This is a genomic window from Paracoccus sp. S1E-3 (assembly GCF_013868135.1).
GTDB lineage: Bacteria > Pseudomonadota > Alphaproteobacteria > Rhodobacterales > Rhodobacteraceae > Paracoccus.
The window spans coordinates 214,670-228,411 of sequence record NZ_JACEMU010000004.1 but is presented as its reverse complement, the minus strand read 5'-3'; the positions used below and the strand labels follow the sequence as shown (position 1 = coordinate 228,411).

General features: G+C 63.3%; 12 protein-coding genes. 3 read left to right on the top strand and 9 right to left on the bottom strand.

Annotated features, from left to right (window positions below; translation table 11 throughout):
- Nucleotides 1-123: 123 nt before the first annotated feature.
- Nucleotides 124-2,796 carry an excinuclease ABC subunit UvrA gene (locus H1S04_RS01145; protein WP_181743727.1) on the bottom strand — a complete coding sequence of 891 codons (2,673 nt, stop codon included), beginning with the start codon at nucleotides 2,794-2,796 and terminating at the stop codon, nucleotides 124-126.
- Between H1S04_RS01145 and H1S04_RS01140 the strand changes: the two genes are divergently transcribed.
- Nucleotides 2,795-3,136, top strand: coding sequence for a hypothetical protein (locus H1S04_RS01140; RefSeq protein ID WP_181743726.1), 342 nt, complete (start codon nucleotides 2,795-2,797; stop codon nucleotides 3,134-3,136). The genes H1S04_RS01145 and H1S04_RS01140 overlap by 2 nt on opposite strands.
- Before the next feature lie 112 nt (nucleotides 3,137-3,248).
- Here H1S04_RS01140 and H1S04_RS01135 read toward each other — a convergent pair whose 3' ends face one another.
- From H1S04_RS01135 to H1S04_RS01110, 6 genes are all read right to left on the bottom strand, one after another.
- Nucleotides 3,249-3,959 carry a sulfite exporter TauE/SafE family protein gene (locus H1S04_RS01135; RefSeq protein ID WP_181743725.1) on the bottom strand — a complete coding sequence of 237 codons (711 nt, stop codon included), beginning with the start codon at nucleotides 3,957-3,959 and terminating at the stop codon, nucleotides 3,249-3,251.
- A gap of 247 nt (nucleotides 3,960-4,206) precedes the next feature.
- Complete coding sequence (locus H1S04_RS01130) at nucleotides 4,207-5,055, bottom strand: inositol monophosphatase (RefSeq protein WP_181743724.1); 849 nt, start codon at nucleotides 5,053-5,055, stop codon at nucleotides 4,207-4,209.
- Nucleotides 5,052-6,146 carry an ABC transporter ATP-binding protein gene (locus H1S04_RS01125; protein WP_181743723.1) on the bottom strand — a complete coding sequence of 365 codons (1,095 nt, stop codon included), beginning with the start codon at nucleotides 6,144-6,146 and terminating at the stop codon, nucleotides 5,052-5,054. The genes H1S04_RS01130 and H1S04_RS01125 overlap by 4 nt, the downstream gene beginning before the upstream one ends.
- A gap of 2 nt (nucleotides 6,147-6,148) precedes the next feature.
- Nucleotides 6,149-7,078, bottom strand: a complete 930-nt coding sequence (locus tag H1S04_RS01120; protein ID WP_220185063.1) for a carbohydrate ABC transporter permease — start codon at nucleotides 7,076-7,078, stop codon at nucleotides 6,149-6,151.
- The gene (locus H1S04_RS01115; RefSeq protein ID WP_181743722.1) at nucleotides 7,068-7,949 is read right to left on the bottom strand and encodes a carbohydrate ABC transporter permease; all 882 of its coding nucleotides are present in this window, start codon (nucleotides 7,947-7,949) and stop codon (nucleotides 7,068-7,070) included. Before H1S04_RS01115 ends, H1S04_RS01120 begins: the two co-directional genes overlap by 11 nt.
- Nucleotides 7,950-8,009: 60 nt before the next feature.
- Nucleotides 8,010-9,314, bottom strand: coding sequence for an extracellular solute-binding protein (locus H1S04_RS01110; protein WP_181743721.1), 1,305 nt, complete (start codon nucleotides 9,312-9,314; stop codon nucleotides 8,010-8,012).
- Nucleotides 9,315-9,492: 178 nt separating this feature from the next.
- On the opposite strand from H1S04_RS01110, the gene H1S04_RS01105 reads away from it, so the two are divergent.
- Both H1S04_RS01105 and H1S04_RS01100 read left to right on the top strand, forming a co-directional pair.
- The gene (locus H1S04_RS01105; RefSeq protein ID WP_181743720.1) at nucleotides 9,493-10,644 is read left to right on the top strand and encodes an ROK family transcriptional regulator; all 1,152 of its coding nucleotides are present in this window, start codon (nucleotides 9,493-9,495) and stop codon (nucleotides 10,642-10,644) included.
- A complete protein-coding gene (locus H1S04_RS01100) occupies nucleotides 10,644-11,381 on the top strand; it encodes a DUF1868 domain-containing protein (RefSeq protein WP_181743719.1) in 738 nt (245 codons plus the stop codon). The genes H1S04_RS01105 and H1S04_RS01100 overlap by 1 nt, the downstream gene beginning before the upstream one ends.
- A gap of 363 nt (nucleotides 11,382-11,744) precedes the next feature.
- Here H1S04_RS01100 and H1S04_RS01095 read toward each other — a convergent pair whose 3' ends face one another.
- Together H1S04_RS01095 and H1S04_RS01090 are read right to left on the bottom strand one after the other, a co-directional pair.
- Complete coding sequence (locus H1S04_RS01095; protein WP_181743718.1) at nucleotides 11,745-12,809, bottom strand: reverse transcriptase family protein; 1,065 nt, start codon at nucleotides 12,807-12,809, stop codon at nucleotides 11,745-11,747.
- Nucleotides 12,793-13,122 (bottom strand): helix-turn-helix domain-containing protein, encoded by a 330-nt coding sequence (locus tag H1S04_RS01090; RefSeq protein ID WP_181743717.1) that lies wholly within the window; start codon nucleotides 13,120-13,122, stop codon nucleotides 12,793-12,795. Before H1S04_RS01090 ends, H1S04_RS01095 begins: the two co-directional genes overlap by 17 nt.
- Nucleotides 13,123-13,742: the final 620 nt, after the last annotated feature.

Below are 13,742 nucleotides of genomic sequence, written 5' to 3'. Positions count from 1 at the left end.
GACGGACCCGCCGCGAGACCGGAAGACCGGTGAGCGCGTGCAGGTTCGTCCTCTCCTCCGCGTTGGGGCGCCGCTGGCGGCGATGCGGGTCCGGGCGGCTGCGCCGCCGATCTGGTGGCGTTATTAGTCTGGCAGGGGGCCTTCGCAGAAGGCCTGAAGCGCCGCGGCAAGATAAGGCGCCGTGCGGCTGCCCGCGGCCTGCGCAACCTCGGGCGGGGAACCTTCGGCGATGATCCGGCCGCCATCCTCGCCCGCGCCGGGACCGAGATCGATCACCCAATCGACCTGCGCCACGGCGCGCATGTCATGCTCGACGATCACCACCGTATTGCCCGCATCCGCCAGTCCCTGAAGCTGGCGCATCAGCCGATCCGCATCGAAAGGATGCAGCCCCGAGGTCGGTTCGTCCAGCACATACAGCGTCTGACCGCGCTGCATCCGCTGCAACTCGGTCGCCAGCTTGATGCGCTGCGCCTCGCCGCCCGACAGTTCGGTCGCGGGCTGCCCAAGACGCAGATAGCCCAGCCCGAGCTGCTGCAGCAGGGTGAGGGCGCGCATGATCTGCGGCTCGGAGGGGAAGACCTCATGCGCCTCATCGACGCGCATCGCCAGGACTTCGGCGATGTTCAGGCCCTGCCAGGTGATTTCCAGCGTCTCAGCGTTGTAGCGGCTGCCATGGCAGGTGGCGCAGGGGGCATAGACGCTGGGCAGGAACAACAGCTCCACCATCATGAAGCCTTCGCCCTCGCAGGTCGGGCAACGACCTTGGGCGACGTTGAAGGAAAACCGGCCGGGGCCGTAACGGCGCCTGCGTGCCTCGGGCGTGGCGGCGAACAGTTTGCGGACATGGTCGAACAGGCCCGTATAGGTGGCGAGGTTTGATCGCGGCGTGCGGCCGATGGGCTTCTGGTCGACCTCGATGATGCGGCGGATGTCGTCCATCCCGTCGGTGATCCGGCCGCGCGTGGCCTCCTGCGCGGCTTCCAGCAGGGGATCGGCATCGCCTTCCTCGGCCAGTGGCGGGGCGAGGCCGAGCGCTTCGCTGACCAGATCGGGCAGCGCCTGTGCGACCAGGCTGGATTTCCCCGATCCCGACACCCCGGTCACGGCGGTGAAGCAACCGAGCGGGAAGGCCACATCCAGATCGTGCAGGTTGTTGCGCGTCACCCCCGCCAACTGCAGCCAGCCTTGCGGCTCGCGCGGGGATCGCGCGGGGGGCTTCGGCGGATCGAACAGATAGCGCCGCGTCACCGAGTCCGCCACATCGGCCAGGCCGGGCAGGGGGCCGCTATAGATCACCCGGCCGCCGCCATCGCCGGCGCCGGGGCCGACATCCACCAGCCATTCCGCCTGCGCGATCAGGTCCAGATCATGTTCAACCACGAAGACCGAATTGCCCGCCGCCTTCAGCCCCTGAAGAATCTGCAGCAACGATTCCCCGTCCGCCGGATGCAGCCCCGCCGAAGGCTCGTCCAGCACATAAACCACCCCGAACAGTTGCGAGGACAGTTGCGTGGCCAGCCGCAGCCGCTGCAGCTCGCCCGAAGACAGTGTCGGCGTCGCCCGGTCCAGCGACAGATAGCCCAGTCCGAGGTCGATCACCGGGTTGATGCGCTCGATCAGGTCGGCGGCAAGGCGCTGCGCCGCCACCACCTTTTCATCCGACATGTTCGGGGTCCGGCGAATGTCGGGCGCGGCCTTGTGGGCCGAGCCACCCGCCGCCACCCGTTTCGACACCGCCGCATCGCGGGCCAGCTTGTCCAGAACCTCGCCCGCAAGGCCGGTGCCGTAATCGCCCTGCGCCACGGGGCGCAGCAGATCGCGCAGATTCAGCAGCGTCAGATCGCCGAAAGCGGCGATGTCCAGCCCCTCGAAGGTCACCGACAGCGCCGCGCGTTTCAGCCGCTTGCCATGGCAGGTCGGACAGTCACGCCCGATGATATATTGCGACACCCGCTTCTTCATCAGCGCGCTTTTGGTATTGGCGAATGTGTCCAGCACATAGCGGCGCGCGCCGGTGAAGGTGCCCTGATAGCCCGGCTCCATCCTGCGGCTGACGGCAACGCGGGTCTGTTCGGGCGTCAGGCCGGGATAGACCGGCACCGTCGGCGTTTCCTCGGTATAGAGGATCCAGTCGCGGTCCTTCTGCGGCAGGTCGCGCCAGGGCGTGTCGACATCATAGCCCATCGAGACGAGGATATCGCGCAGGTTCTGCCCGTGCCATGCCGGTGGCCATGAGGCGATGGCGCGCTCGCGAATGGTCAAGCTGTCATCGGGCACCATGGTCTGTTCGGTCACATCATAGACGCGGCCGATGCCGTGACAGGTCGGGCAGGCGCCCTGCACCGTATTGGGCGAGAAATCCTCGGCAAACAGCATCGGCTGATCGGCGGGATAGACGCCGGCGCGGGAATAGAGCATCCGCACCAGGCTGGAGAGCGTGGTCACGCTGCCGACCGAGGACCGCACGTTCACCGCCCCCCGCGCCTGTTGCAGCGCCACCGCCGGTGGCAGGCCGTCGATGGCGTCGACCTCGGGGGTGCCCGCCTGCTGGATCAGCCGGCGGGCATAGGGGGCGACCGATTCCAGATAGCGCCGCTGCGATTCCGCATAGATTGTCCCGAAGGCCAGCGAGGATTTCCCCGATCCCGAAATCCCGGTAAAGACCACAAAGGCGTCGCGCGGAATATCGACATCGACATTCTTGAGATTGTGTTCGCGCGCGCCGCGCACGTGAACAAAACCAGCGCGATCCGTTTTGAAAGACTCTGGAAGGCGCGGAAAATTCAGGCTCATGTCATCCTCCTCCGCGCTGATGCCGTCTGATCGCGGTCGTCCCCGGCCCGATCATGCGTCGGCGGAACGGGTTGCCCCAGCCAACACGCGGCCCGCAGGCCTTGTCAAGAATTGGCTGGCGGGACAGGCGCGCAATAAGCTGTCGGACATATCCCCCGTGCTGATGGCCGAGGATTTCATGCTCGCACCCACAGGCTGGTTGCTGACCGGGCGGCAGGGGGTGATTTCGCCGATCTCCGTCACAGCAAGAAGCGACCGCCGGTCTTCTGATGGCGCGTCGCTTGCGGCATGTATATGTGCGGGCTTCGACGATGTCCTGTCGGTCTCGGGGGATGTCTGATGCGCGTGAGGGCGATGACGATCCCATGATCCTTGTCCGGGTCAGCCCTCAGCGCCGGTTGGGGAGATCACCGGGGCGGGGACGGCTCCACAAGGCCCTCGGGCTTTTGCTGCTACCCCTTCAGCACCAGCGCCGCGCCGCTGACGATGGAAAAGATCAGAACCGCCAGCCGCAGGCCCGGCCCGTTGATCCGCGAATGGACGTGGCGCGACAGCACGCTGCCGATCAGCACCGCCGGGATCAGATAAAGCGCCGCAAGCACCTGCATCTGACCGATGCGTCCGGCGATCAGCAGAATAACCAGCGAGATAAGCTCTCCGATCAGAAAGCAGGTGGCGACGGTCGAGCGCAGGACCGGTCCGGGCGCGTGCTGATACAGCAGGGCCAGAGGCGGCCCGCCGATGCCTGTCGCCGTCTCGGTGACGCCGGTGAACAGGCCGACGCCGACCGCCGCCGACGGCGTCGGGTTGAAGGGAGGCGACAGCAACGCCACGACGGCCGCGAGGATGGTCAAAAGGCCCACCGCGATCTCAAGCTGTCGCACCGACAGCGCGAGCAGCACTCCCATCCCCAGAAAGGTGCCGAAGAAGCGTCCGAAGGTGATCCAGCCGGTGCCCTGCCGGTCGATGGCGCCACGTTCGCGCCAGGCAACGAGGAAGTTCAGCGGCAACATAAGGATCAGCAGCGTGACCGGCAGATAGCTGGCGTCGAAAAAGCCGAAAACCGGCGCGACGATAAGTGCGAAGCCGATCCCGACGGCACCCTGAATGAAGGCCGAGATGCCGACCAGCAGCGAGAGGGCAAGAAAAGCGGTAACGGTCACAGCGGCCTCGGTTCGATCAGATTGTCAGCGGTCGAAGGGATGCGCTGAATTGGCGCGGTGGCGACAGCGCAGACCCCATGCCATCGAACTTCGGCCATCAGGCCGGCGGCGTCCAGTCGACCGGCCAGTTTTTCATCAGCCCCGCCGGCCCATTGGTAAAGAGCCCGATCATGCCAAGATCACGGATGACGGCTCTTCCAATGTGACCGCGGGGGCAAAAAGCCCGGACCTCGACCGGGCGCCACGCCTACCGTATTTCGATCGTGCCGCCAATCTCCGCGATCATGGCCTGCACCGTCTCCAGCGTGCTTTCGTCGCGTGCTGCCAGCAGCGAGCCTTGGCTGAGGCCCGGCAGATAGGCGCCACCGTCCAGCATCCGCGTGGCACCCCCTGCTTCGGTCGCAATCAGGACGCCCGCCGCATGGTCCCAGCTTTTGGCCGTGGCGCTCAGCAGGAAATCGACGCTGCTTTGCGCCAGCAGCCGGTATTCGTGGCAGGAACAGCGCAGCGAGCTGACGCGGGCCAGCCGACGCTCGGCCTCGAAGATCGCGGGGCGGCGGCCGGGCTCGAACAGCCAGATCGGGATCATGCCGAAAAGCTGTGCCGCCGGGCGCGGCGAACGCGGCGTCAGGCGCAGCCGGTGCCGACCGTTGTGATGCAGCCACGCGCCGGCGCCCAAACCCGCCTCGACCCAATCGTCATTCAGGGGATCGTAGTGCAGCCCGAATACGGTTTCCCCGTCGCGCACGACCGACAGGATCATGCCGAAGACCGAAAGACCATTGGCATAATTCCAGGTGCCATCGATGGGGTCGATGATGACCGTCACATCGGCATCCGCGATCCGCGACGGCAAAGCGGGATCGGCGGCGGCGGCTTCCTCGCCCACCACAAGCGCGCCCGGAAAGATGCGCGCGACCGCCTCGGTCAAATAGGCCTCGGCGGCGAGGTCGGCGGCTGTCACCAGATCGTCGGCAGCGGCCTTGCTGGCGATGTCGGCGGGTGACAACGCGCGAAACCGCGGCAGCACATGGTCGCGCGCAGCGGTGCGGACCGCTTCGATCAGCGCGCTGCGCTCGGCATCGGAGAGGGTCATGCCGGAACTCCTTCGCTGCGGATCGGGGCGGGATCGGCCAGTCGGCGGCCTGTGATCGCGTCGAACAGGTGCACCGACGCCCCTGCGAAGGAGACATGCAGACGCTCGCCGGGTTCAGGGCGGCGGTCGGGCGGGGTCACGATGCGCAGCGACTGCCCGTCTTCCAGATGCGCGGCCAGAACGTGATGGCCGCCCAGATCCTCGACGTAATCGACCACGACCGGCTCACCCACATCGTTCAGGTGGATCGTCTCGGGGCGGATGCCGAGGGTGACCGGGCCATTCGCGCCGGTGCCGGCCAGCACCGTGCCGCTGGCCAGCCGCACCCGGCCGCTCTCGGCAATGGCGTCCAGCAGGTTCATCGGCGGTGCACCGATGAACCCTGCGACGAAGGTCGAGGCGGGGCGGCGATAGATCGCTTCGGGCGTGTCGAACTGCTCGATCCGGCCCTTGTTCAGGATCAGGATGCGATCGGCCAAGGTCATCGCCTCGACCTGATCATGGGTGACGAAGATGCTGCTGGCGCCGATGCGGCGGTGCAGGGCGGCAAGCTCCATCCGGGTGCCGTGGCGCAGTTGCGCGTCGAGGTTCGACAGCGGCTCGTCGAACAGCATGACCGAAGGCTCGCGCACGATGGCGCGTGCGATGGCGACGCGCTGGCGTTGACCGCCGGACAGCTCGCCCGGCCGGCGGGTCAGATAGTCGCCAAGCGCTACTGTTCGCGCGGCCTCGGCGATGCGGCGGTCACGCTCGGCCCGCGGAACGCCCGCGATCTTCAGGGCATAGCCAATATTCTCGGCCACGGTCATGTGGGGGTAGAGCGCATAGTTCTGGAACACCATGGCCACGCCCCGGTCGCGCGGCGCGAGGCCCTGCACTTCGCGCCCGTTCATCAGGATGCGGCCCGAGGTCACCCGCTCCAACCCCGCAAGCAGGTTCAGAAGCGTGGACTTGCCGCAGCCCGAGGGGCCGAGGATCACCGTGAACTCGCCCGCGCCCAGGGTCGCATCGAGGCCGGGCAGGACAAGGTTGTCGCCATAGGATTTGGTCAGCGCGTCGAGGCGGATTTCCGCCCCTATCGTGGCCTGCATCGTCATTTCTCCGTCAGGGTCAGGCCGCGCACGATGAAGCGCTGCAGAAAGGCGATCATCAGAAGCGGCAGGATGGACACGACCACGGCCCCGGCCATGATCAGGGGATAGTCGGGCACCTGACCGTCGCCCTGCGGCGAGAGCCGCGCAAGGCCGACGACCGCCGTCTGCATCGCCGGCGTCGAGGAGGCGAGCAGCGGCCACAGATACATGGTCCAGCCGCCCAGAAACATCAGGATGAACAGCGCCGTCAGGTTGGTCCGCGCCAGCGGCAGGGCGATGTCGATCATGAAGCGGAACCAGCCCGCCCCGTCCATCTGCGCAGCCTTGACCAGATCACCCGGCAGGGTGCGGAAGAACTGCCGCATCATGAAAACGCCGGTTCCGGTCGCCAGCGCCGGCAGCACGATGCCGGGATAGCTGTCCAGCAGGTTCAGTTGCAGATCAACGGGCGCGCCGAAGAAGGCCGCGATCATCGCGTTGATGCCCGTCGCGTTCAAAAGGCCATTCACCGGCATCGCGACGTTCGAGACGACCTGATAGGTGGTCACGACCCGCAGATCCAGCGGCAGCAGCACTGTGCCCATCAGCACCGCAAAGACGATCCCCGCATAGTGGACGCGAAAGAACACCAGCCCGAAGGCGGTGACGAAGGCGAGCGCGCATTTGAAGGCCGCCACCATCAGCGCCACGATGAAGCTGTTCACCACCTGCGCCGGGATCGCGGTGGTGGTGAACAGGCGCCGGATGTTCTCGATCAGATGCGTGCCCGGCACCGGCGAGATGCCCGAGCGGACAAAGCTGTCATAGCTTTGGCTGGCGGTGATCAGGGTGAAGACCAGCGGCCCGAGGATGAACAGAAGCCCCAGCGCCAGCACGATGCTGGCGGTGCGGTCGATGCCGCGGGTGTCCTCGACGATGTCACCGCTCATAGCGCACCTTCTTTTCAAGATACAGGAACTGGAAGGCGGCGAGGCACAGCACGAACACCATCAGGATCGCCGATTGGGTGGCCGCCCCCGACAGGTCATAGCCTTTGAAGCCGTCCTGATAGATCTTGTAAACCAGCAGCCGCGTGGCGCCGCCGGGGCCGCCTTGGGTCATGGTATCGATCAGCGCGAAGGCCGAGACGACGGATTCGGTGAATTCCAGCACGAAGGTCAGGAACAGCTGCGGCGCGATCATCGGCAGTTGCACATCGCGGATCCGCCGCCATGGGCTTGCGCCGTCGATCGCCGCCGCCTGCGTCAGGCTGCGCGGCACTGCCTGCAAGCCCGCCAGAAGGATGACAAAGTTGAACGGGATGCCGTTCCAGACATGGGCGATCAGCAGCATGATGAAAGCGTCGGTTCCGTCGCTTCCCGGGTTCCACAGGCCGGGGAAAAGCCCGTTCAGCGGCGCCATGATGCCGACGAAGGGGTTGAAGATGAAGGCGAAGACCACCCCGATCGACGCACCCGCGATCCCCTTCGGCCAGATCAGCACGTTCCGCGCCGTATGCGACAGCGGCACCATCCGGTCGGCGGCCAGCGCAAGAATCAAGGGCACGATGATCGCCAGCGTCGAGCCGAAGACCATGAAGACCAGCGTCCGCCATGCCGCATCCCAGAAGATCGGATCGCTCAGCACCCGGGCATAGTTCTGGAACCCCACGAATTCGGAACCACCGCCGAAGGGACGCTCCAGCGTAAAGGACCACCAGAAGGACAGGTAGACCGGGATATAAAAGAACAATGCCACGATCAGCAGCATCGGCAGCGACAGCCAGAACGGCGTCCAGCGCCCGGCGAAGGAAGGGGGCATGACCGGCCTCTTACATGGGTGAAAGGGCCGCCCGGTGATGGGGGCGGCCCTTCGGATGCATCACGGTAGTTCGACGCCGCTATAGGTCTGCTGGAACCGGCGCAGCAGCTCGTCGCCCCGCGTCTTGGCGTTGTCCAGCGCCGCCTGCATGGTCTGCTCGCCACTGAAGGCGCGCTGGGTTTCCTCTTTGAAGATGTCGCGGAACTGGACATAGAAGCCCAGCCGGATGCCGCGGCTGTTTTCATTGCCGGGCTGGTTCAGCGATTCCATCCCGGCCTCGATCGAGCCAAAGGCGGGGTCGGTCAGCAGGTTCTGGTCCCGCATCACCGTCATGACGTCATTGGTGACCGGGACGAATGCCGCCTCGCGGATCAGGTTGATCTGCTGTTCCGGCTGGCGGACGAAATTCAGGAATTCGCCGGCCGCCGCGACGGCTTCCGGATCGTGGCCCTTCATGATCCACAGCGAGCCACCACCGACAAAGGTGTTCTTGCGCTCGGTGCCCTCGTAAACCGGGGCCATTCCGACCAGAACCTTGTCCCCAAGCGCCTTGTAGGCGGCGCTGTAATTCGCGGTCGACGCCTCCATGAAGGCGCATTCGCCGGCGTTGAAGGCATCGCTGAACGTGCCCGCGCGGGTTTCCGGGTCCAGTTTCACCAGCCCCTCGTCGTGCCAGGCGGCGAGGTTGGTCAGATGCTGCGCCGGCAGACCCTGATTGATCTGATATTCCGCGTCGAGCCCGTCATAGCCGTTGCTGCGGCTGGCAATGGGCGCGCCGTGGCGGGCCGCCACCTGCTCCAGCACCCGCCAGGGATGGCCGTCGGTCACATAGGGGCACTCGACGCCGGCGGTCTTCAGCTTGCGCAGCGCCTCGACCAGCGCCTCATAGGTCTGGGGCGGCGCGTCGATCCCGCCCTTCGCCATCACTTCCTTGTTGCCGTAGAACACTACCGTCGAGGCGTTATAGGGCTGCGAATAAAGCTGGCCCTTGGACGTCTCGTAATAGGATTTCGCGCCGGTGACGTAGTTGCTCCAGTCCACGTCCGGCAGCGCCTGCGCCACCGGCTCGACCGCGCCCGACAGCATCAGGTCCAACGTGCCCGCGTCAAAGAACTGAATCAGCACCGGATGCTGTTTCGCCCGGACCGCCGCGATCGCCTTTTGCATGGCGGTGTCATAGGAGCCCTGCCCGACGCAGGTGATCTTGTGTTCTGTCTGGCTGTCGTTGAAGGCCGCGCAGGCGTTCTGGATCGCGGTTTCGGCCGCGCCGGTATTGCCATACCAGAACTGGAACTCGGCCGCCGCCGTCGGTCCCAAGGATGCCAGCAGGAAGGTCGCGGCGACCGGCAAGCTGTTCAGCTTCATCACATTCTCCCCTTCGATCGCCCATCAGGACGAGGATTCGCTAAAGTTGCCGCTTAATTATCCATGATGAGTAACAAAATCATGACAGGCTTGCGCATTGCATCGCCATATTTCGCGTAGACGCGGAGGATTATGGGCGATACTGTTAGTTTAATTAATGTTGTGAGTTATAAACAGGATGCAGAGAAGAAATCGCGATCCTTACCTGTCAACAGGGCAGAAGCCGGATCACGCCGCGACCGTCACGGATAGCGAGCGTCGCGTCCTGCGTCAGATCTGGCACAGGCCGGGCATTTCGCGGGTCGATCTGGCGAGTCATTTCGACCTCGCCCAGCAATCGATTCACCGGTTGGTCGAGACGCTCTCGGCACGCGGGCTGATTGTGGTGGGACCGCCGGTTCCGGGAACGGGGCGCGGCAAGCCCAGCCCGACGCTGCGGCTGAACGGGGCGCATGCGTATTCAGCGGGCATCTCGGTCAATGTCAATGTGATCGATATCTGCGTGATGGATCAGGCGGGCACGATCCTGGCCGAGCGCACCGTCCCGCGTGATCGCGGCATGGAGGAGTCGCTGACCCTGATCCGATCCATCCTCGACGCGATGCAGTGCGAACTGGGCCTTGATCCCGAAAGGCTTTGCGGCATCGGGCTCGGCATTGCCGGTTATCATGTCAGCGGCACCCAGATGAATGCGGCGCTGCCCCTGCATGACTGGTCGCTGATCGAGCTTGGCCCCCTCATGTCGGCGCGCTTCGGCAAGCCCGTCTGGGTCCATAATGGCGGTAATACGGCGGCACTGGCGGAAAACATGATGGGCATCGGCAATCATGTTCGCACCTTCGCCTATCTGTCGTTCAATTACGGCTTCGGCGGCGGCCTGATCCATGATGGCGAACTGCTGACCGGCGGATTTGGAAATGCCGGCGAATTCGGCGGCATGTTCGACGAGGCAGACCGCCCGCTGCGCCCGGCGCTGCAGCTGCTGATCGAGCATCTTGCGGGTTACGGTGTTGATATTCCGTCGGTCACCTATCTGCGCGACCGATTCGACCCGAACTGGCCCGGATTGCGGGAATGGGTCGAAAAGGTCCAGCCCGCCCATATACGGATGGTCAACGCCATTATCGCAATCATCAACCCGCAGGCGGTCGCCTATGGCGGCCAGATCCCGCCCGGCCTCGCACAGATGCTGATCGACGGCGTGCGCATCTTCAGCGAGGCCCGTTACGGCGTCGCCGCCCCGCGTCCGAAATTCATCATCTCGCAGCTTGGCGGAAACGCGTCGTCCCGAGGCGCGGCGATCGTCCCCCTGAAGGAAGGTTTCTACTGATGCCCAGCCCCCCACCCACCCTGTCGGATCGGACGCCGCCGCAAAAACAGGGCGCTCCGGTCGGCGTCGGCACGAAATTCGCGCCAAATGGCCACGCCTTGACCTATCGCGGCAATACGATCCTGTGCCGGCTGCCGGCCAGGCATCCGCTTTACGAATGGGTCGCGGGCTTTCTCGACGACCTGCGCGACAGCCCGGTTGCGGGCAAGCTTGCCCTGCTGCCGGCACCAAGCCTGCACATGACCATCCTGGGCATCGCCAATGACGCGATGCGTTCGCCGGGGGAATGGCCTACCGATCTCGCGACCAATACGGCGATGGACGACTGTGACGATCACATCCGCCGCAGACTTGCGGATTTCCGGGATCGCGGTGCCATGCATTTCGATATGCGGCTCGGCGATCTGGTGATCGACAGTGCCGCCCTGAGCTTTCACCTGATCCCGTCGGCGGCCAGCGACGAGCTGCGGATGCGCGGACTGCGCGACGACCTGGCCACGCATTTTCAGGTGCGGCGTGCAAATCACGACAGGTTCGATTTTCACCTCGGCATCGCCTATCTGCTGGAATGGCTGACGCTGGCGGATCAGGAGGTATTGGGCGACGTTCTTGCGCTGGCAGCCACGCGGCTCACCCCCAACGCCATGACGGTCCGCTTTCCGGCGCCCGAACTCTGTTCGTTCGAGACGATGCTGGAATACAGGACGCTCGCGGCGCTGCATGAGGTTGCCGCATGACATCGGCACACGCCTCGCAATCGTCACCTGATCAATGTTGAGCACCGTTGCGGCGTCCAGATGTCCCAGTCACCTTGCCCCGCGGGATGATGCTGGCGGCGCAGGCAGTGTTGCTGCCGCAGCCTTACGATCTGTGCTGCCCCAAAAGCAGAAAGCGGAAAGGGGTCACGGATCAAAAACCGGCGCGAATGGGTTCCACCTTCTGAAGGGCTGGACAAATAGCTCAAGCAACTTACGGTAATCAGGGAGATAAAATCCAAAGTGGCAGCCCGTAGGAGTTTCATATCGCTTTGATCTTAAATGGATTTTTTAGCGGTATACCATGCAGGATACCATGAAACTATCAGCAGATTACCAGCGTTTTCAGAAGGAAATCTCAGCCTGCTCGCCCACGCCATCGCCGTTTTGGATACAGCAAGCCTGCGATGATCGAGTCCGTTGCTCGGCAACGAATGCTTGGTGGAACCGGCGCGCCTTCTCACGCTTTTGACGGACGGAATTCATTTCGCTAGAGAGCTTCTGTCCTCGAATTGTAGATGGGCCGACGACGGCCTTGACGCCGCCAAGATGAGAAAGGAGTCGTGTCGCACTTGAATCCAGTTCTTCGAACGTCTGCGACGCCTTAAATTCGGCCCACAATTCCTTTGAGCGTAGTTCGATCCGCTTGGGAACGATCAGGTTCGCCCCGACGATGCCAATGCCCGTAATGAAGACCGGATGATTTCCAGTCTGGCTCCGCAGCTTATGCGATCGCAGACCATTTTGGGCAATTATGCCTCGCACGTCCGAACGGAACTGACCTGTAATCTGCGGTCCAGAGATCGTCAGATCATCCACCCAGACCGTGTAGCTTAGACCGTCAACGTTGCAGCGCCCCGCTATCAGATCGAACATTGGACGGTGGACGATTGACGCAAGGACAGGCGTCAGCGGAGAGCCGAAACAGGCACGGTCGTCTGCAGTAGCAAGGTGTGCTATCAGCCCAGCGACATCAGCCTGCATTCCAAACTGTGCTACGAGCGAGTTTCGGATCATTTGCCGAGTGGTAGAAGGGTAGAATTGTTTGAGATCAAGCGTCAGATATTGCGTCGCCTCTAGGTGCGCTACCGCATTATCTCGCTGGGAGCGCCTCTTTCGAGGACTCATCAGGTAACTCGGCTGAACGATCTTAGAGAGATGAAATTTCAGTCGCTCATGAACGGCTCGAAGTCTTCCCTCGGGATAAACCAGATTGCGAGTCTTGCCGTTGGTTTCGATGGTCCGCCGAACCAAGAACTGTTCTTTAAATTCAGGCGTTGCCAGGGTGTTTAAATCGGCTTTTGTCTCTCTGACGAGCATTGCCAAGTCGCTTTGAGACGGATTCTGTGCGAGCGGCGACCGATTTAGCGGATACCTCTCACCGTTCCGCTTGTCAGCGCGCTTCTGCATCCATCTTCTCTGTGGGTTTGAGCTTTCGCAGAATGCGCAAAGCCGCGTCTGCAATTATCAACCGACCTTTCCTGACTGGACCCTTCCCGTCAATCTCCTCTGCAAAAAACATCAGTTGGGATTTCTTCACGTCAAGCGCGTTCGCATAACGGTCAAGCGTTTCGAGCGTTACGGACTTGGTGCCACGCTCAATTTCAGAAACCATGGCCTGAGACATACCCAGTGCATTTGCCATTTCTGTCTGCGAATAGCCCCAATACATGCGGGCCAGCGCAAGCGCCTCGTTGATTGTGGGAATTTTCTTCTCAGCCATCGTGCTTCCTGAGGGCTATAAAGGGGTCATCGTTCACTCCCACCACGACATCAACAGGTCCAAGACCCGAAAGATGGTGACGACGATGATCCAGAGATATCGCCGCCGAGACGGTTGTTTGCGATGCCGCCGCTGGCAATGAACTTTCTTCTCTTGCATGGTTACTGCTCCTCAGTTCCGGCCAACAAGAGCGTTGGCCCCCGTAGGAACGAGGAATGCGATCAGCGACGTTTGACCCCTTACATGCCGCGCCCGGCCCCGGGCGGGCGCGGCGCGCTGCCACGGTCCAGCCAGAGACGCAGGAACGAGTCGAAGGCGCTAAGCCTTCACAGGGCCTCCGGCCCCAGCCTTTGTCGGGTTCTGCATATGCAAGGTTCATCACAAGCGCCATAGTAACGACGATTCGGCTTCAGCGCAAGTAAGTTATCGCTAATAGCGATAATGTAGTGGATTAGGTTTATAGGCTGGCTTCTGCAGAACGAATGCGCCGGTGTTGATGCCCACCGCCACAGAGAGGTGACTGGAGAGCATCATGCGCGTGTAGCAGTATGGTATCGACGGTAATCTCGATACCATGGATCGGTATGGTATCGCCGTGGATGGATACGGCTTCATCTGGA

Coding starts and splice junctions, on each gene's coding strand:
- H1S04_RS01095 (WP_181743718.1), bottom strand. CDS start 12,809: ATGCAGAAGCGCGCTGACAAGCGGAACGGTGAGAGGTATCCGCTAAAT.
- H1S04_RS01130 (WP_181743724.1), bottom strand. CDS start 5,055: ATGACCCTCTCCGATGCCGAGCGCAGCGCGCTGATCGAAGCGGTCCGC.
- H1S04_RS01120 (WP_220185063.1), bottom strand. CDS start 7,078: ATGAGCGGTGACATCGTCGAGGACACCCGCGGCATCGACCGCACCGCC.
- H1S04_RS01145 (WP_181743727.1), bottom strand. CDS start 2,796: ATGAGCCTGAATTTTCCGCGCCTTCCAGAGTCTTTCAAAACGGATCGC.
- H1S04_RS01115 (WP_181743722.1), bottom strand. CDS start 7,949: ATGCCCCCTTCCTTCGCCGGGCGCTGGACGCCGTTCTGGCTGTCGCTG.
- H1S04_RS01105 (WP_181743720.1), top strand. CDS start 9,493: ATGCAGAGAAGAAATCGCGATCCTTACCTGTCAACAGGGCAGAAGCCG.
- H1S04_RS01110 (WP_181743721.1), bottom strand. CDS start 9,314: ATGAAGCTGAACAGCTTGCCGGTCGCCGCGACCTTCCTGCTGGCATCC.
- H1S04_RS01125 (WP_181743723.1), bottom strand. CDS start 6,146: ATGCAGGCCACGATAGGGGCGGAAATCCGCCTCGACGCGCTGACCAAA.
- H1S04_RS01090 (WP_181743717.1), bottom strand. CDS start 13,122: ATGGCTGAGAAGAAAATTCCCACAATCAACGAGGCGCTTGCGCTGGCC.
- H1S04_RS01100 (WP_181743719.1), top strand. CDS start 10,644: ATGCCCAGCCCCCCACCCACCCTGTCGGATCGGACGCCGCCGCAAAAA.
- H1S04_RS01140 (WP_181743726.1), top strand. CDS start 2,795: ATGTCATCCTCCTCCGCGCTGATGCCGTCTGATCGCGGTCGTCCCCGG.